16 protein-coding genes, 3 tRNA genes, 1 pseudogene and 1 riboswitch are annotated in these 17,382 nt (G+C 36.8%); of the genes and pseudogenes, 13 read left to right on the top strand and 7 right to left on the bottom strand.

What is annotated here, in order from left to right; genetic code table 11:
- Positions 1–87: 87 nt before the first annotated feature.
- From C8D70_RS20715 to C8D70_RS03980, 13 genes and pseudogenes are all read left to right on the top strand, one after another.
- On the top strand, positions 88–363 hold the full coding sequence (locus C8D70_RS20715; protein ID WP_083688837.1) for a YHS domain-containing protein: 276 nt from the start codon (positions 88–90) through the stop codon (positions 361–363).
- The gene (locus tag C8D70_RS04035; protein ID WP_076595926.1) at positions 350–1,027 is read left to right on the top strand and encodes an SCO family protein; all 678 of its coding nucleotides are present in this window, start codon (positions 350–352) and stop codon (positions 1,025–1,027) included. The genes C8D70_RS20715 and C8D70_RS04035 overlap by 14 nt, the downstream gene beginning before the upstream one ends.
- 190 nt (positions 1,028–1,217) lie before the next feature.
- A pseudogene (locus C8D70_RS04030) lies at positions 1,218–1,889 on the top strand (superoxide dismutase); the annotation flags it as partial.
- A 437-nt stretch (positions 1,890–2,326) separates the two neighbouring features.
- Entirely contained in the window at positions 2,327–2,695 is a 369-nt protein-coding gene (locus tag C8D70_RS04025; RefSeq protein WP_076595925.1) for a hypothetical protein, read from the top strand.
- A gap of 48 nt (positions 2,696–2,743) precedes the next feature.
- Complete coding sequence (locus C8D70_RS04020) at positions 2,744–2,989, top strand: YHS domain-containing protein (RefSeq protein WP_076595924.1); 246 nt, start codon at positions 2,744–2,746, stop codon at positions 2,987–2,989.
- 145 nt (positions 2,990–3,134) lie between these two features.
- A complete protein-coding gene (locus C8D70_RS04015) occupies positions 3,135–3,896 on the top strand; it encodes a GEVED domain-containing protein (RefSeq protein ID WP_110366455.1) in 762 nt (253 codons plus the stop codon).
- 27 nt (positions 3,897–3,923) lie between these two features.
- Complete coding sequence (locus C8D70_RS04010; protein ID WP_076595922.1) at positions 3,924–4,751, top strand: MbnP family protein; 828 nt, start codon at positions 3,924–3,926, stop codon at positions 4,749–4,751.
- Between the two features lie 10 nt (positions 4,752–4,761).
- A complete protein-coding gene (locus C8D70_RS04005; protein WP_076595921.1) occupies positions 4,762–5,817 on the top strand; it encodes a cytochrome c peroxidase in 1,056 nt (351 codons plus the stop codon).
- 11 nt (positions 5,818–5,828) lie between these two features.
- Positions 5,829–6,776: a transporter gene (locus C8D70_RS04000; protein WP_110366454.1), complete on the top strand. Its 948-nt coding sequence runs from the start codon at positions 5,829–5,831 to the stop codon at positions 6,774–6,776.
- Positions 6,777–6,869: 93 nt separating this feature from the next.
- Positions 6,870–7,056, top strand: a riboswitch (cobalamin riboswitch).
- A 108-nt stretch (positions 7,057–7,164) separates the two neighbouring features.
- A complete protein-coding gene (locus C8D70_RS03995) occupies positions 7,165–9,198 on the top strand; it encodes a TonB-dependent receptor plug domain-containing protein (protein WP_110366453.1) in 2,034 nt (677 codons plus the stop codon).
- On the top strand, positions 9,195–10,328 hold the full coding sequence (locus C8D70_RS03990) for a YncE family protein (protein WP_110366452.1): 1,134 nt from the start codon (positions 9,195–9,197) through the stop codon (positions 10,326–10,328). The genes C8D70_RS03995 and C8D70_RS03990 overlap by 4 nt, the downstream gene beginning before the upstream one ends.
- Before the next feature lie 14 nt (positions 10,329–10,342).
- Positions 10,343–11,536, top strand: a complete 1,194-nt coding sequence (locus C8D70_RS03985; RefSeq protein WP_110366451.1) for a cell surface protein — start codon at positions 10,343–10,345, stop codon at positions 11,534–11,536.
- Positions 11,537–11,572: 36 nt separating this feature from the next.
- Complete coding sequence (locus tag C8D70_RS03980; protein WP_110366450.1) at positions 11,573–13,831, top strand: DUF5074 domain-containing protein; 2,259 nt, start codon at positions 11,573–11,575, stop codon at positions 13,829–13,831.
- A gap of 148 nt (positions 13,832–13,979) precedes the next feature.
- Here the strand turns inward: C8D70_RS03980 and C8D70_RS03975 are convergent, their stop codons facing one another.
- From C8D70_RS03975 to C8D70_RS03945, 7 genes are all read right to left on the bottom strand, one after another.
- A complete protein-coding gene (locus C8D70_RS03975; RefSeq protein ID WP_181416091.1) occupies positions 13,980–14,735 on the bottom strand; it encodes a T9SS type A sorting domain-containing protein in 756 nt (251 codons plus the stop codon).
- Between the two features lie 249 nt (positions 14,736–14,984).
- The gene (locus tag C8D70_RS03970; RefSeq protein WP_110366448.1) at positions 14,985–15,761 is read right to left on the bottom strand and encodes a T9SS type A sorting domain-containing protein; all 777 of its coding nucleotides are present in this window, start codon (positions 15,759–15,761) and stop codon (positions 14,985–14,987) included.
- Positions 15,762–15,975: 214 nt separating this feature from the next.
- Positions 15,976–16,047, bottom strand: a tRNA-Glu gene (locus C8D70_RS03965).
- 62 nt (positions 16,048–16,109) lie between these two features.
- Positions 16,110–16,181, bottom strand: a tRNA-Glu gene (locus C8D70_RS03960).
- A gap of 82 nt (positions 16,182–16,263) precedes the next feature.
- Positions 16,264–16,335, bottom strand: a tRNA-Glu gene (locus C8D70_RS03955).
- 10 nt (positions 16,336–16,345) lie between these two features.
- Positions 16,346–16,600, bottom strand: a complete 255-nt coding sequence (gene rpsT, locus C8D70_RS03950; protein WP_002983073.1) for a 30S ribosomal protein S20 — start codon at positions 16,598–16,600, stop codon at positions 16,346–16,348.
- Between the two features lie 66 nt (positions 16,601–16,666).
- Complete coding sequence (locus C8D70_RS03945; protein WP_076597979.1) at positions 16,667–16,987, bottom strand: hypothetical protein; 321 nt, start codon at positions 16,985–16,987, stop codon at positions 16,667–16,669.
- Positions 16,988–17,382: the final 395 nt, after the last annotated feature.

The following is a 17,382-nucleotide window of genomic DNA, read 5'->3' as shown; positions in this document are numbered from 1 at the left end:
ATTCTTCTTAAGAAATGCTGTATTTTTTCCACTTATGCATTATATCGTAACTTTATTTAATAGTATTAATTTTAATTTAACATTACAATGAAATCTCTCATTATTTCGACTGCTTTGCTGTCGATATCATTGCTGTCGTGTGCAAAAGAAACGCCTAAGGTAAAGCATGCAAGCCATATGGACACTTCAGGAAAGAAAATAGAAAATGTACAGGTAGTGAATGAAGAAGACCCTATCTGCCACATGAAAACAGCCGGATCTCTTAAAGATACTGCGGTATATAAAAATAAAACGTACGGTTTTTGCAGTGTGTACTGCAAAGATGAATTTAAAAAAAGTCCCGAGAAATATGCCCAAAAATAAGAAGACCAATAATAAAAGTAAAGTGATTATACCCATTGTGGTATTTGCATTGCTTTTCCTGGGAATCGGGGTAGGAATGGGGTATTTTAAAAAGAACCTTTATACGGTGATGAAAGTTCCGGACTTTGAACTTACAGATCAGAATGGTAAAAAGATCACCAGTAAGGATATGTTGGGAAAGGTATATCTGGTAGAATTTTTCTTTAGCAAATGTCCTACCATCTGCCCGGTGATGAATACCAATATGAAAGCGATTCAGAGCCAGATTAATGATCCTGATTTCGGGATTATCTCTATCAGTATTGATCCGGAAAATGATACACCTGCAGCTTTGAAAGAACATGCGCAAAGAATTGGTGCAAAATCTCCCAACTGGCATTTCCTGACAGGAGACCGTACATACATAGGTAATCTTGCTGATCAGTTTAATATCTACGTAGGTGATAAAGAAGATGAAGGGGAAAGCCTGAATCATAGCGGAATGATTGCTCTGGTAGATCAGGACGGAAATATCCGATGCAGATACAATAAAGAAAATATGCCCATTCTGTATTATTCAGGATTGAATTATGGAGATCCGGAAGGTAAAACACCTGTGCTTACAGGAAAATACCATCCCGACAGAGAAATTCTGATTGAGGATATTAAGAAATTATTGAAATAGAGAGGAGGGAAGCCGGATGTTTGAAGCTGGAAGTTATTCAAGACGATGAAGCTCTGGCGATTTTTGAGATAGCTGTAAAAGCAAAATAGAAGTTGAAGAAGTTATTCTTTAAAAATAAATTGCTTCCAGCCTCCATCTCCCATCTTCCCGCTTAATAAGAAAACATTGTTCAACCATAAACAAAAAAGTTATGAAGATTATGAAAATAGCTGCTTTAAGTGCAGTTTTCGCGGCTCAGTTTGCACTGGCTCAGTTTAAGCAGACTCCTCTGCCATATGCTTATAATGCTCTGGAAGGGAATATTGATGCCCAAACGATGGAAATTCACTACTCAAAACACGGTGCAGCTTACACCGCCAATTTGAATAAAGCAATTGCAGGAACTCCACAGGAAAAAGAAACGTTGTTTCAGATTCTTTCCAATGTATCAAAATTACCTGCTGCAGTAAGAAATAATGCAGGAGGACATTACAACCACGAATTGTTCTGGACGGTTCTTACGCCTCAGAAAAACACTCAGCCTTCAGCAAAATTAGCAAAAGCCATCACCGAAGCTTTCGGAAGTATGGATGCTTTTAAAGAAAAAATGGCGAAGGCAGGAGCAGACCGTTTCGGTTCAGGATGGGCGTGGCTTTCTGTAGGGAAAGATGGAAAATTATTTGTTTCCTCTACTCCTAATCAGGATAATCCTTTGATGGATGTAGTGGAGGAAAAAGGAACGCCAATCTTCGGAATTGATGTATGGGAGCATGCTTATTATTTAAAATATCAGAATAAAAGAGCAGATTATCTTACCGCGATCTGGAATGTTACCAACTGGAATGAGATCAGTAAAAGATACGAACAAGCCACTAAAGCAAAAAAAGGCAGGTTTGATGACTGGGCTTTAATGAAAGATTTTCATGAAGTGATGTCCCAGACTTTTCATCCCGCAGAAGAAGGGAATCTTGAGCCGATAAAAACCAGAGCAGGAGAGATGGCAGCGAAAGCAAAAGCATTGCAAACTTCGGCTATTCCTGCTGAATTTAATAAAAAAGGTGTAAAGGAAGCCATTGCAAAACTTTTTAAAGATAGTCAGAATCTTGAAAAACAAATCAAGAAGAAAGATTCTGATGCAAATATTACAAAATCTCTTACTGCTGTGCACGATACCTTCCATACAATTGTAGGATTGTGTTCTGCTGAAGATGAACATTAATTGATTAAAATCATAAAAAGACAGCTAATAGTTTGATTTATTGGTTGTCTTTTATGTCAAATATCATATAAAAAAGGTAAAATTATTATTAAATTTGCTCTGTGAAATACATCATTTCTATATTCATGATTATTCAGATGACAATACGTCCGATATTGCCATTTATAGATTATACAGTTAATTATGACTATATAACAAAAGAACTTTGTGAAAATAGAATGAAACCTGAGCTGATGTGTAACGGTAAATGTTACCTCTCAAAAGAATTGGTAAAAACTACCCAGGAGCAGGGAAATAAAAGTCCCCAAAAAATAAGCTTAAATTCTATTGATAATTTTATCATTAACGAAAGCCTTGACGAAAGCTTTATTCTAAAATCAGGTGCTCTGAAAAATTCTGTTAGTTCATTTTATACTAATATTTACAATCTTTTACTTTATAACCAGTTTTTTCATCCGCCATTAGTATAACTCTATATCTGTAACAAAATAGAGAATAACAATTTATACTGATTTCGAATGAAAATATTTTTTTTTATGACATTATTCTGTACAATGTCATCACTTAGCATATCTGCACAACATACTTCAGGAACCCTGGATAGTAAAAAGGTTAAAGTAATAAATACTTTGGATCCTATCTGTAAAATGAAGACCTCAATGTCTTTATCGGATACTGCCGTTTACAAAAACAAAATTTACGGGTTTTGTAGTAAATCCTGCAAGACAGAGTTCAAAAAGAATCCTGTAAAATACTCAAAATAACAACTATTTTCTCTAGGAGAATTAGCGGATGCTCTTCAAAGACAATAAAATTGCTTGAAGAAATAACGGTATTTCCATAATTGATGTTTCCGATAGATTTATTGGAGCATTTTGCTGATTCTCTTTTTTTAATTACAATATCCGAATGAAATCATTTTTAATAAGTGGTTTACTGCTGTCCTATGCTTTATTAAATGCTCAGGCAGTATGTACAGCCAATCTTGGAGGCGGACTTGAGCCTTCCTTTGTAACCTTCAGAATAAACGGAACAGATTTAAATCATAATACCTATGATGAGCCAACTGTTTATTATCACGAGTATCCCTCGAACGGGAATACCACTGCACAGCTTACAGCCGGGCAGTCTTATGATGTGTTTACCTTTACGTCTTCCGAAGCGGTGATTGGGGTATGGATTGATTATAACCGCAACAGTATTTTTGAACAGAATGAATTCACACTGTTAGTCAATTCAATGAATTCTCAAAATACCCATACACTTTCTATACCGAATAATATACCATCAGGAAATATAAGGATGAGAGTTCGGTCGAGAGCTTATGGAAGTTCAATATCTGCCGCAGATGCCTGCAGCAGTTTCGGATCAGGTGAAACACGTGATTATATAATGAATGTGATCAACAATAATTTGTCTGTGAAGGAGACTTCAAGAATAAATAATATACAGTATTATCCCAATCCAACGAAAAATTCTGTAAACATCTGGTCAGATCAATCTATTACTGAATATGAAATTTATAGTAGTCTTGGAGGTATAGTCCTTAAGCAAAGTACTATTAAAGACAAAAACATTAGCATTGATCTGTCAAGCCTTTGTGAGGGAATCTATTTCGTAAAACTAAAATTCAAAGAAGGCTTTGAAGTAATAAAAATAACAAAACAATAATAACTAACAATTAAAATAACAATCAAAATGAAAATTTACAAATTCTTATCCCTATTTTTCGTAGCCATTACATTATTTACCCTTTCATCATGTAGAAGCAGCGATGATGATGAGGTTCAGGATACAACACCCGGAAATCTTCAGATCAAATTTGAAAACGGATTCAATAATCTTGGAGATATTGTTCTGAACCAGACCACTCAGACTTCAGCAAACGGACAAAAGCATCAGTTTTCTACTCTTAAATATGTGATCAGTAATATTGCACTTATTGATGAGAACGGAGGAGAATTTAAGTACCACTATAATGATCCTGATAAAGGGGCTTTCATTGTAGATCAGGCAGAAGCTGTTGCAGGAATCAATTACATTAATTTAACGGATATCCCTCAAAATAAATATAAAAAGATAAGAATTGGTTTGGGAATCAGCCAGACAGCCTATCTTATCGGACAGGATGGACAGGGAGTTTTCTGGCAGAAGGCTAAAACAGCTGGTATGGCATGGTCCTGGGCAGCAGGATACATTTTTACCAAGCTTGAAGGTAAGTATGGTACTTCTTCTGCAGATACCAACTTTATGAATCATTGTGGGAATATGGGGAATGTTACGGCCAACAGTACTCCTGATCTTTACCGTGAAATTACTCTGGATTTACCTGTTACAGCGAGAGTAACCAAAGATATCAGGCCTTCTGTACATATTCTGGCTGATCTTAATCAGTATTTGAGCGGGCAGACTGCTTTAACTCTGAACAGCAGCAACAATATGGCAATGGGATCCAGCCAGCATCTTGTGAATGTGACCAACAACATTACAAAAATGTTTAAAGTAGATCATGTGCATAATGACTAAGATATTGACGATGTCCAAGAGAGAGCGGTTTTGCTCTCTTTGGATTTTCATCATCCTGACAAGCCTTTTGGTTTCATGTTCTGACGAATATGAAGGAATTCCTATTGATAAAGATGAACCTTATAGCTTAGAATATCCTTCAGGCTTTCCCAAAATGACGTTTGATATTACCGGAAATCCTGTTACAGTAAATGGAGTAGCTCTTGGAAAAAAACTGTTTTATGAAGGAAAGCTGTCCAGAAATAATACTATTTCCTGCGGGTTCTGTCACATTCAGGAATATGCATTTACCCACCACGGCCATAATGTAAGCCATGGGATAGATGATAGATTAGGAATAAGAAATGCACCACCTATTCAGAATATGGCTTTTCTCAAAAATTATACATGGGACGGGGTAAGTCATAATCTGGATGAAAGATCTCTGGTTCCTATTACTACAGATTTTGAAATGGACAGCTCTCTTCCTGAAGCAGTAGGAAAACTGAATAGTGATGCGAATTACAAAAAAATGTTTAAAGCAGCATTTGGTGATGAAAAGATCACTGGAGACCGTATTCTTAAGGCTATTTCTCAGTTTATGGCAACAATGATATCGGCAGATTCCAAATATGATCAGATGATGAAAGGAAAAGTATCTTTTACCGCTGAAGAAACACAGGGAATGTCCCTTTTCCAGAATAAATGTGCATCATGTCATTCAGGAGAATTATTTACCGATGAGAGCTACCGAAATACAGGAATGTATTATAACGCCCAGTTCGATGACAGAGGAAGATACAGGGTTACTTTAGATTGGAATGACAACATGAAATTCAGAGTTCCCAGCTTAAGAAATGTAGAATATACCGCACCTTATATGCATGACGGAAGATTTTACAGCTTAGAGGCGGTACTTAATTTCTATTCAGACAATGTTGAAAATCATCCAAATCTTGATCCTCTTTTAAAACAGAATGGGCATACTGGTATTCCCATGACGGGTCAGGATAAACAGTATATTATAGCTTTTCTGAAAACACTATCAGATAAGAGTTTTATATCCAATCCAAAATTTGCAGAATAATTTATAGAAACATGAAGAAGATTATAGTAATCATAAGTTTGATCCTGTTGAGTCAGTATCAGGCGAAGACCATTATAGACAGTGCATATATTGCCCCGGAAACCTTTAGCAGATTCAATTTTGATGATGATTGTGATGCCTGTGGCTGTGCGGCAGGAAACGGCTCTTCCGGCTTTGAATCTTTGCTGAATCCACAGTTTGTCGGAATCAAATACTTTGCCCAGCATTACAAAGCCAAAGAAAACTTATTTGTAAAAGATCTTACGCAGGATCAGTATTTTAATACCCTGCAGCTTTGGGGAAAAATTCCACTGACTAAGAAACTGAGTGTTTACGCAAGTCTGCCATTCCATTTCCATGAAAAGAAAACCATGCAGGGAGATATTAAAATCAATGGAATAGGGGATCTTAATCTGATGGGAATTTACCAGCTGATGAGTTCCAAAGATAATTTCCATCATCTGAGCGGAGGTTTGGGCTTGAAAATTCCTTTAGGGAAATTTGATGAAAAAGGAACATCCGGTGTCAATCCAAGTTTTCAGCTGGGAACCGGAAGCTGGGATTATCAGGCGGCTTTGAATTATAAATTTCAGAAAAATAAAGTTGCCGTATTGGTTAACACAGATTATACAATCAAAACAGAGAATAAGAAAAATTACCGTTTTGGAAACCAGTGGAATTATGCTGCAACAGGTTTTTATCAGGTTGCAGGAAATGAAAAGTCTGTTTTTTCTGTAAAAACGGGAGTTCAGGGAGAAGTATATGCCCAGAATAAGCAATTTGATGAAGCATTGCCTAACACTGCCGGGAGCGCTTTGTACGGAAAACTGGGATTTGAAGCTTCTTATAAAAAGCTGAGCCTGGGAAGTGAAATTATGCTTCCCATGTATACTCATCTGGCAGGAGGAGATATTGAAGCCAAATCAAGATTCAGTATTTTCCTGAATATTGGAATTTAGGGCAAACACCCTCCATAAAACCATGTTAAAGCTCCTTCGGGAGCTTTAATTGTTTATCAATCATGATTTTAATTGGGGATTAGGAATAATTATTTATCTTTGCCGGGATTTGGTGAGCCGTAAAAAGCTCTTAAAAGGGAATCCGGTGAGAATCCGGAACAGACCCGCTGCTGTAAGCTCCGCACCAAAGTTTTTGAAGAATATATCCACTGTTTTTTTAATGGGAAGGATTTCAAAAATGGAGTAAGTCAGAAGACCTGCCAGAAAATAATCGTTTGACGCTTTCGTGGAATAAAGCTTAGGACATCAATGATTCTGTGCAGTGACCGCTGTGCTTTGTCGTTGTATTCTTATACCCATTAGCGTCTTCATTACCCTAAATGAGCTAATGGCGGCAAAACTAACTACTTCTGCAATTTATAAAGCTGTTTTCACCATACTTGTGATCACATCTCAATTTTTGTCTTCTCAAACCAGGAAAAAAGACAGTCTTCAGGAAGAGACCATTAAAGGAATCAATCTATACAAAAAGAATTTTAAAGAAATCCTTCCGGCACAAACCTTACAGGGCGAGCAGCTGGAAAGATTGAACAGTCATTCTGTTGCAGATGCACTGCGGTACTTTTCAGGAGTTCAGATCAAAGATTATGGAGGATTAGGTGGTTTGAAAACCATTAATATCCGAAGTATGGGAAGTCAGCATGTAGGGGTTTTCTATGATGGAATTCAACTGGGTAATGCCCAAAACGGACTGGTGGATTTGGGAAGATATTCCTTGGATGATCTGGAAGAAATATCATTGTATAACGGACAGAAAAGTGAGATTTTCCAACCGGCAAAAGACTTCGGATCTTCGGGTTCTATTTATTTACAGCCTAAAACACCTGTATTTAAAGGAAATAGGAAAACCAATCTCGTTATAAGAGCTAAAAGTGCGTCTATTGATCTTTTCAACCCTTCATTCCGATTGGAACAGAAGATTTCAGACAGGGTTTCTGCCAGCTTCAGTGGAGAATTTATGCAGAGTGACGGAATTTATAGATTTCGATATGCCAAGAAATATCCTGATGGACAGCAGGCCTATGATACCATTGCGAAAAGACAGGATTCAGACATCAAAGCAAAACGTTTTGAAACCTCTCTCAACGGAACTTTGAATAACGGAAGCTGGAATATCCGTGGTTACGGTTATATTTCAGACCGTGGAATGCCGGCACCTATTGTGAATGGCCGTTTTGGAGGAAGGGGAGCGAGACTATCTGATGAAAATTATTTCGTACAGGCCAATCTGAGAAAAAAACTGTTCCCGAAATTTGAAACCCAGCTGAAAGCAAAATTTGCTTATGATTATACCCATTTTATGGATACGGTTCGTTCGCAGTCTATTATTCATACCGATAATACCTATATCCAGCGGGAACTCTACCTTTCCTCATCCAATATCTATTCTATTACGCCCAATTGGGATATCAGCCTGAGTGGAGATTTTCAGTACAATAATCTGGATGCCAATCTGGATAACTTTTCTTATCCTACGCGTTACACAACATTGGTAGCATTGGCAACAACCTATCAGTGGAACAGGTTTAAAATTCTGGGAAGCCTTTTAGGAACCTTTACATTTGAGGAAGTAAGAAAAAACAAAAGACCGGGAGATGCCAGAGAGTGGACACCTGCCGTATTTATGAGCTATCAGCCGGAGATCATTCCGGAGCTTACCCTCAGAGCATTCTATAAAAGGATTTTCCGGCTTCCAACCTTCAATGATCTGTATTATACCAATATCGGAAATACTTACCTGAAACCGGAATTTACCAATCAGTATGACGTAGGATTTACTTATCAGAAGAATTATAACAACCGTTTCTTTAAAACTTTTTATGCTAAAGTAGACGGTTACTACAATAAAGTACAGGATAAAATTGTAGCCGCTCCAAACGGAAGTATGTTCCGCTGGCTGATGATGAACCTTGGATTGGTTGAAATAATTGGAGCCGATGTAAATGTACATACTGAACTTCAGCTGGGAAAAGTAACCCTTCGACCTTTGCTTTCTTATACGTACCAAAGTGCAAGAGATATCAGCGATCCGGAAGATACCTTTTACCGTAATCAGATACCTTACACGCCATGGCACAGTGGGTCTTTCAGTCTGATGGCAGATTATAAAGACTGGAGTTTCAATTACAGTACAATGTATGTGGGAGAAAGATATGATGTGAATCAGGATAATATTCAATACAATTATGTGCAGCCCTGGTATACTCACGATCTGTCTGTTCAGAAAAAATTCAACTGGGCCAATCATCAATTCAAAGTAAGCCTTGAGGCGAATAATATTTTCAATCAATACTATGATGTGGTCATCAATTATCCGATGCCCGGAAGAAACTTTAAACTTATTCTAAACTTCACCTTATGAGAAAACTAAACTTTTATTTTTTATTTCTGGTATTAGCTTTTCTTACCTCATGTCGTACAGATGATATTATTGTCCGTCAGGAAGTGGTAGAAGGACTTCCCTCAGAAAATACATCCATAAAGGGCTTCTATATGCTGAATGAAGGGAATATGGGCAGTAATAAATGTACCCTGGATTTTTTTGATTACACCAAAGGAACTTATTACCGGAATATTTACGCAGAAATCAATCCGAATGTGGTAAAAGAACTGGGAGATGTAGGAAATGATATTAAAGTGTACGGAAGCAAACTCTATATCGTTGTCAATGTTTCCAATAAAATTGAAGTGCTGGATGCCAAAACGGCGAAACGTATTACTTCTATTCCATTGCAAAACTGCAGATATCTAGCTTTTAAAAATGGGAAAGCTTATGCCAGCAGCTATGCCGGCCCTGTAGCCATTAATCCCAAGGCTCCTAAAGGAAAAGTAGTGGAAATTGATACCACTTCTCTTTCCATTCAGCGTGAAGTGGTAGTAGGATATCAGCCGGAAGAAATGGAAATTGTGGGTAATCAGTTGTTTGTGGCCAACTCCGGAGGATATAAAGCTCCCGATTATGACAATACGGTTTCGGTAATTGATCTGAATACTTTTACAGAACTCAAAAAAATAAATGTAGCGATTAATCTTCATCACATTAAAAAAGACAATTACGGTGATTTGTACGTAACCTCAAGAGGAGATTATTATAACGTTCCTTCCAGCCTTTATTTGATAGATGCAGCCACAGGAACTGTGAAAAAAGATTTTCATCTCTCCGTAAGTGAAATGACAATTGTGAATGATAAACTCTATTTCTATGGAAATGAGTTCAATTACAATACCCACAGCTACAAAAAAACATTTGGGATCATTGATGTAAAAACAGAAGAGATTATCACCAACAGAATTTTTGACAAAGAATATGAAACCGCTATTAAAACTCCTTATGGGATTGCCGTAAATCCCATCACAGAAGATATCTACATCACAGATGCCAGAAATTATGTATCCATGGGATTTGTGTATTGCTTTGATAAAAACGGACACTTTAAATGGAAAACAGAAGGCGGAAATATCCCTGCCCACTTCGCTTTTTTATACAAATAACCCAACTTTAAGACATGAACAGAAATACATTTACTGATTTAAAAACCGGACTTTTATCCTTTTTCCTTTTAGGAGTGATCGCCTGTAAACACGATGATGAAGAGGAATTTACCTTTAAAGGCCTTGATGATTCCTATACCATTGAACGTTTAAAGGTGTTGAGTATTCCTACCAATGCTTCAGGATCGGTTACATGGAGCATCAACGATTCTATTATTTCTCAAAGTTCAGAACTTGAGTTCATCAGTCCTACTGCAGATGCTTATCCTTTGACTTTAAAGATTAACAATAATGGAAGCGAGCAGGTTTTTCATTCTAAAATAATCGTAACCAAGGAAAAAACACCTTACAGTAAATATATTTCTAAAGTATTGGAGTTCCGTCCTGCCGTAGGACAGTTTATGAACGAAATCCCGGAATATCTACCTGGAAATACCACAGCGAATATGCTTCAGAAAGCCAATGAATCTTTAGTGGGAGGTAATTCTACGATGATCAGCCTGGGAGGATATGGCGGATATGTAGTGTTCGGTTTTGATCATACGATTCCCAATTTAAACGGACGTGATTTTAAAGTACTGGGAAATGCATTCTTTGGAAATGATGCCGCGGATCAGCGTTCAGGATCTTGTGAACCGGGAATTATTATGGTGGCCTACGACAGAAATAAAAACGGAAAACCCGATAATGATGAATGGTACGAAATTGCAGGCAGTGAATATTTCAAAAATGCTACACTTAAAGACTACAGCATAACTTATCATAAGCCTAACGAAAATAAAACACCTGTACCCGGAACTGAATTCTGGCAGACTGATGTGGAATATATCAAGTGGAGTGACAATCTGGGAAATCAGGGATTCAAAACAAAAAATACCTTTCACGCCCAGAGCTATTATCCTTTATGGTTTACAGATCCTTCTTACAGCTTTTCGGGAACAAGACTTGCGAATAATTTTTACGATCAGAACGGTGACGGATCGTATTGGGTAGGAAAATCATATGAGTTTGGATATGCTGATAATGCACCGAACAATGATGATGCTTCCAATATTGATATTTCATGGGCGGTAGACAGAAACGGAAAATATGTAAAACTTCCGGGCATCGATTTTATGAAAATATATACAGGAGTCAATCAGGAAGCTGGCTGGCTGGGAGAAGTCTCTACAGAAGTAGCGGGAGCTTACGATTTACATTTCAAATAATAAATTAATAATACAATCTATTTAAATTAATAAAAAATGAAAAAGTTTTATCTTTTTATGATGCTTTTTCTGTTTGCATGCTTATCCAATGCGCAGATAAAAGTACAGGGTGTGCCCAGAAATGATATTTCAGGAATCAGTAATCTTAATACCACTACCATCAGTTTTTCTGATATTCAGTATTGGGTAGGGTCCGGAACCAATCAGGCTGCTTTTGTAGTACAGTGGAACGACGGTAAAAACCCGGATGCTATGGTTTGGGGGTTCAAATGGAACGGAAATGCTACAGGGGAAGACATGCTGAAAGCTATTGCTAAAGCAGACCACAGATTATATACCCTGCTTTATCAGGGAACACAGTTTGGATCAGCAGTCGGAGGAATTGGATTTGATCTGAACGGTCAGGGGACCAATGCTCTGATAAAAAGCGGAAATGCCACTTATCCTTTATATCCGGTGAATGGTTTTGTCAATACTACCGCTTATGATTTTGACAGCTACACGATAGTAGATGCCGCGAACGATCATTGGCAGTCTGGCTGGACTGTGAACGGATACTGGGCGTACTGGGTGAAAAATCCGGCAGATGCAGATTTCGGATATTCCAGTGTTGGTGCTTCCTCCCGTGCATTGGAAAATGGTTCCTGGGATGTATGGAACTTTAATGTAGGATTTAATGTAACACCTGTTTCTTCTACCATTACTCCTGTTTCTCCATTTGTAGCTTCTACAAACTATACCAATGGATATTTTATGGTGAACGAAGAATGGTTTGGCCATACCAACGGTTCTGTAAATTTCATTGGCAATAACGGTCAGATCAACTACCGTGTCTACAGTAATGCGAACAATAACCAGGCTTTCGGTGCCACTACACAGTACGGAACAATCTATGGAGATAAATTTTACTTCGTATCAAAGCAGGCTGCTGATGGAGGTGATACGCAATATACTCCGGGAGGAAGACTGGTTGTAGCCAATGCACAAACCATGCAGAAACTTGCCGGCTTTAATAATATTGGAGGAGGTGATGGGAGATCATTTGTAGGAGTGAACGAACATAAAGGCTACATTGGCACTTCTACTGGTATTGTTACTTTCAATATTGATAATTTGCAGGTAGGTTCTTTAATAACCGGAACAGGAGGAAACGGACAGATTGGAAATATGATCCGAACTTCACAATATGTTTTTGCAGTAAAGCAAGGGGCAGGAATTTTAGTCATTAATCCTAATACCGATACGATAGTGAGTACTATTGCGGGAGGCTTCTACTCAGTGGTTCAGGCCAAAGACGGAAGTGTTTGGGGGATTCAGGATCAGAAGCTGATCAACATTAATCCTACTACTTTTGCAACACAGGTTTATAATATTCCTACCACTAAATATTTTGGAGACTGGGGGGCATGGAATGCAGGCAGATTTACAGCAAGTAATAAAGAAAATGCTTTATACTGGATCAATTCAATCAGCAGCTGGAGTTCAGGAACAAAGATTGTAAGATTTGATGTTACCACGAAAACATTTAATGAAAACTTTGCTGAAATTCCCGGACAAACAGGTCAGTTTAAACAAATTCCTTACGGAGCAGCACTTCGTGTAAACCCGGTTACCGGAGAATTAGTTCTTAATACTACAGAAAGCGGATATGGAGCACACTACCAGAAAAACTGGATTCATACTTATGATATGACCGGAACTCTTATCAATACAAAAACATTGAATGATTACTATTGGTTTCCTTCATTAACGGTATTTACCAATAACTCGGTTCCTGTTGTAAGTAACATTTTACCTTCTCAGGTTACTGCCGGAAACACAACAACGATTGATCTGAAATCAATAGTTTCTGATGCCGACAATATGGAGGTATCTGTTGTGAAAACCATAAAATCAAACAGCAATCCTACAGCGGTTTCTGCTGTGATTAATACCAATGATGAATTGATTTTAACACCACTTGTTTCAGGCACATCTGATATTGTGATTGGTTTTAACTCCAATGGTAAACTGGTTGAAAAAAACATTACAGTAAACAGTAATACATCAACTTTAGCCACCGCTGAGGTGAAAAAACTTGAATTCAGCATTTATCCGAATCCTGTAACTGATATTCTTACCATTAAAACACAGGAGAAAATCCAGAATGTTTCTATTTATGACACTTCAGGCAGAGTAGTGAATGCACAGCTGAACAACGGACAGATCAATGTGACAACACTTCCAAAAGGTATTTATATTTTAAAGGCTGTCACAGATAAAGCAGTATATCAACAAAAATTAATCAAAAACTAATACCGGTTTAGATCGTAATCTTGTTAATAAAACCTCTGGTCAAAATTGACCAGAGGTTTTTTATTTATCATTCAATATGATTATAAATTGGATATGAAAATCCGGCAAGCTTGGAAAGCTTGCCGGATTCAATCTGTTATGTTTTTTCTTATTTAATTATCACTTTTTTAGCATATGTTTTTCCTTCTTTTGTCTGAAGTTTCATAATATATACTCCCTGTGGCTGTTTTGTTTCAAAAGAATTTGATGTCAGCCTGGAACGGAATACTTCTTTGCCTGAAGTATTAGTGAGAGTAACCTCCGAACCTTCAGCAGAAACATTTTTGTCCAGAGTAAACTGCCCATCATTACTATGCGTCATGAAATTAATGAATGGATCTTTGTATTGGTAAGCATAATATACTCTAAGCTCACCACCAATATTCAATACCCCTGAGTTAACATTAATTTTTATACGGTCAAAAGGAATGTTCATCGTCATCTCAATTTCACCTTTGCTGGGATCTCCGGCTCCAATGTTGATGATTTTTGTAGCAAGACTTGTATAATCGTTATTGGATACATCTCCATTAAATGTTTCAATAGATACACCACCCAACACCTGTGCAGATAATGGAGTTCCGTTTGAACCAATGGCAAGAACAAGCTTGTTGGTATTGTTTGCAATATTGGTAGTTGGGAAAATTAATGTCTGTTCCGTTCTCGCAAGAAGACCTACTGACACCTGTAAAGTAGAGTAGTCATTCTCGTTGCTTCCTACCGCATTCTCAGGATTCAATACACCACAGCCCAGACATACTCCAAATACCTGATTGGTCTGGCTGTCTGCGTAGGTTTTTACAATCTGAGCAAAAGACATTGTGCTGGTTAAAAATAGGAATAATGCCAAAATTGCAGTTTTCATGGTGCGTTGGCTAAGTAATAAATAAGATTTCATATGTAGAAAAATTTTGGTTTTAGCTTTTTGTAATTAAAACAATTATGTTACTTGTTTTATTTCATAATTATGTGAATTGTCAATGATTTATTGATATTTGTAATTGTAGTTTTATTATTGTTTAAAGGGATTGCTGCCATTTTTGATCTGAAAAATGAATATAAAAAATACGGCAAGCTAACAAAGTCTGCCGTATTTATATTATCGCTTATTAAATTATTTGATTAAAATTTTTCTGGAATATGTTTTACCTTCCCTGGTCTGTACATTCATGATGTAAACACCTTCCGGTTGTTTTGCTTCGAATGTATTTGAGTTCAATGTTGCACGGAATACTTCTTTTCCTGAAGTATTGAACAGGGTGACTTCTGAACCCTCCACAGGAACATTTCCGCCAAGAGTAATCCGTCCGTTTTGACTATGAGCCATAATATTTATTAATGGATCCTGATAAGCATAATAAATTCTGAAACCACCACCAAGGCTCAAAACACCGCCGGTTAATCCGATTCTTATTCCATCATAGGGTTTTGCAGGCTTGAATTCTATTGTACCTCTGTTAGGAGTTGCTCCCAATTTAAGGAGGCTTACATCGATTGTTCTTCGATCATCGTTAGAAGTGCCGCCATTCATGGTTTCCAGAGTTACTCCGCTCAATAATTGTACTGATAACGGGATATTATCTGTTCCGATTCCTACTACCAGTCTTGTGTCTGATCTCAGGTCTGGGAAAAGAAGAGTTTGCTGAATCCCTCCCAATAGCACGGTTCCCAATACCATTGTTGAATAGTCGTCTTCGTTAAAACCTACAGCATTAAGTGGATTATCTATACGACATCCCAGGCAGGCTACTCCGAATACGCCTGAACTTTGTGCATGCGCGTAAATTCTGTCTTGTGCCAATAATGACATTGTGCTGGCAGAAAATAAAAATAAAGCCATCAATCCGGCTTTAATAGAGAATTGATTTCCCGAAAGTAAATTGAATTTCATGTTATATATTTTAGAATGAATAGTTTTATTCAAATTTAATAATTAATAGAATAAATATGAAATAATATTTCCATTATTGGTGATATTTTTAATGAAATTTAATATGACTTTACTTTAGAGAATAAAAATAGCATAAAAAATTATTAGGGAGTGGAAAAGATTCCCTGAAATCTGTATATAGAAACGAAAAAAGGACCTTCGAAAAAGTCCTTTGTAGCCCGTAGGGGAATCGAACCCCTCTTACCAGAATGAAAATCTGAGGTCCTAACCGATAGACGAACGGGCCTTCTATCTTCCATTACTGAAGTAATGTGTTAGCTTTGTTTTAGTAAGTATCAACTCTTATTGTAGCCCGTAGGGGAATCGAACCCCTCTTACCAGAATGAAAATCTGAGGTCCTAACCGATAGACGAACGGGCCGGTTAGATTTATTTTAATATAGCTTTTTCTACTTTGATCTTTATAAAACCACCGTTATTACAGTGGTCTTATAAGATGTAAGTAGCCCGTAGGGGAATCGAACCCCTCTTACCAGAATGAAAATCTGAGGTCCTAACCGATAGACGAACGGGCCAGCTATATTGTTACGCTAATTTATTAACGTGTTTTGTTAATTTGCTTTTCAAGTTAGCTGCCTTGTTTTTGTGGATAATATTTTTCTTAGCTAATTTATCCAATAAAGCGATAACTTTTGGCAATTGTTCTGTAGCAGCAGCTTTGTTCTCTTCATTTCTTAAAGCTTTTAAAGCTGTTCTAGCAGTCTTGTGGTAATATCTGTTACGAAGTCTTCTAGTTTCGTTTTGTCTGATTCTTTTTAGTGCTGATTTATGATTTGCCATATCGTTTAAATGTGAGTGCAAAACTATAAACTTTTTTTTAAACTACCAAATTTATTTTTAAAAAATTTAATTTTCTTCTGATAGGTACTTTCTAAGTTTATTTATTGCCTGTTCTATTTTTAAATTTTCTTGTTCTTTCTCTAATTTTTTGATCGTATTTCCCAGCATGATCAGTGCATTATTCCATTCTCCAGTGGTATTGGTGAAAGTAAGTCCGTCAATTGTTACTTCAAAAGCAACCCTTTCTCCAGTCCTGTAAAGCCTGAAACTGATTTTATCATCTCTGCCTGTAATCCCGCCTTCATTGATTTGTAAATCGTAACTTTTTGGGTTAGAGTGGATTTTCTTAAAAAGCAATTTCGCTTCTTGTATTTTTAAATCCGGCATGATATAAAATTTGATAGTCTGCAGAAAACTGCAAACAATGATTTATCAATAATATTTTTCATCAGTGTGACCATATTGGTGTGACCAAGTATGGTTAAAATTTTTGCAAATATAATGCTTTTGTGACATATAACATCAATGGAATGCTTTTTTCAAATAAAAGTCATTGCCTTTTCAGTATAATGATGGTAATTCTCCAATTATCAGCATGCTAAAATTCGGGTGTTCTTTATTTATAATATAAGTCACAAAATTTGAAAAGTTTCTTCAAAGCTATAATATTTCTGAATGAGGGGTTGGTTTTGAAAATCAACAGACTAAATTTTATTTAAATAATAAAGAAGGACATTTAATGGTCCTTCTTTATTGTTCTCAAAAACTGTATGTAAATTATA

Source organism: Chryseobacterium sp. CBTAP 102 (assembly GCF_003201365.1).
GTDB lineage: Bacteria > Bacteroidota > Bacteroidia > Flavobacteriales > Weeksellaceae > Chryseobacterium > Chryseobacterium candidae.
This window is presented reverse-complemented; position numbering and strand designations above follow the sequence as displayed.

Bases quoted from the DNA above. Each gene is read 5' to 3' on its own strand.
- C8D70_RS20715 (WP_083688837.1), top strand. From the start codon at position 88: ATGAAATCTCTCATTATTTCGACTGCTTTGCTGTCGATATCATTGCTG.
- C8D70_RS04035 (WP_076595926.1), top strand. From the start codon at position 350: ATGCCCAAAAATAAGAAGACCAATAATAAAAGTAAAGTGATTATACCC.
- C8D70_RS04020 (WP_076595924.1), top strand. From the start codon at position 2,744: ATGAAAATATTTTTTTTTATGACATTATTCTGTACAATGTCATCACTT.
- C8D70_RS04015 (WP_110366455.1), top strand. From the start codon at position 3,135: ATGAAATCATTTTTAATAAGTGGTTTACTGCTGTCCTATGCTTTATTA.
- C8D70_RS04010 (WP_076595922.1), top strand. From the start codon at position 3,924: ATGAAAATTTACAAATTCTTATCCCTATTTTTCGTAGCCATTACATTA.
- C8D70_RS04005 (WP_076595921.1), top strand. From the start codon at position 4,762: ATGTCCAAGAGAGAGCGGTTTTGCTCTCTTTGGATTTTCATCATCCTG.
- C8D70_RS04000 (WP_110366454.1), top strand. From the start codon at position 5,829: ATGAAGAAGATTATAGTAATCATAAGTTTGATCCTGTTGAGTCAGTAT.
- C8D70_RS03995 (WP_110366453.1), top strand. From the start codon at position 7,165: ATGGCGGCAAAACTAACTACTTCTGCAATTTATAAAGCTGTTTTCACC.
- C8D70_RS03990 (WP_110366452.1), top strand. From the start codon at position 9,195: ATGAGAAAACTAAACTTTTATTTTTTATTTCTGGTATTAGCTTTTCTT.
- C8D70_RS03985 (WP_110366451.1), top strand. From the start codon at position 10,343: ATGAACAGAAATACATTTACTGATTTAAAAACCGGACTTTTATCCTTT.
- C8D70_RS03980 (WP_110366450.1), top strand. From the start codon at position 11,573: ATGAAAAAGTTTTATCTTTTTATGATGCTTTTTCTGTTTGCATGCTTA.
- C8D70_RS03975 (WP_181416091.1), bottom strand. From the start codon at position 14,735: ATGAAAACTGCAATTTTGGCATTATTCCTATTTTTAACCAGCACAATG.
- C8D70_RS03970 (WP_110366448.1), bottom strand. From the start codon at position 15,761: ATGAAATTCAATTTACTTTCGGGAAATCAATTCTCTATTAAAGCCGGA.
- rpsT (WP_002983073.1), bottom strand. From the start codon at position 16,600: ATGGCAAATCATAAATCAGCACTAAAAAGAATCAGACAAAACGAAACT.
- C8D70_RS03945 (WP_076597979.1), bottom strand. From the start codon at position 16,987: ATGCCGGATTTAAAAATACAAGAAGCGAAATTGCTTTTTAAGAAAATC.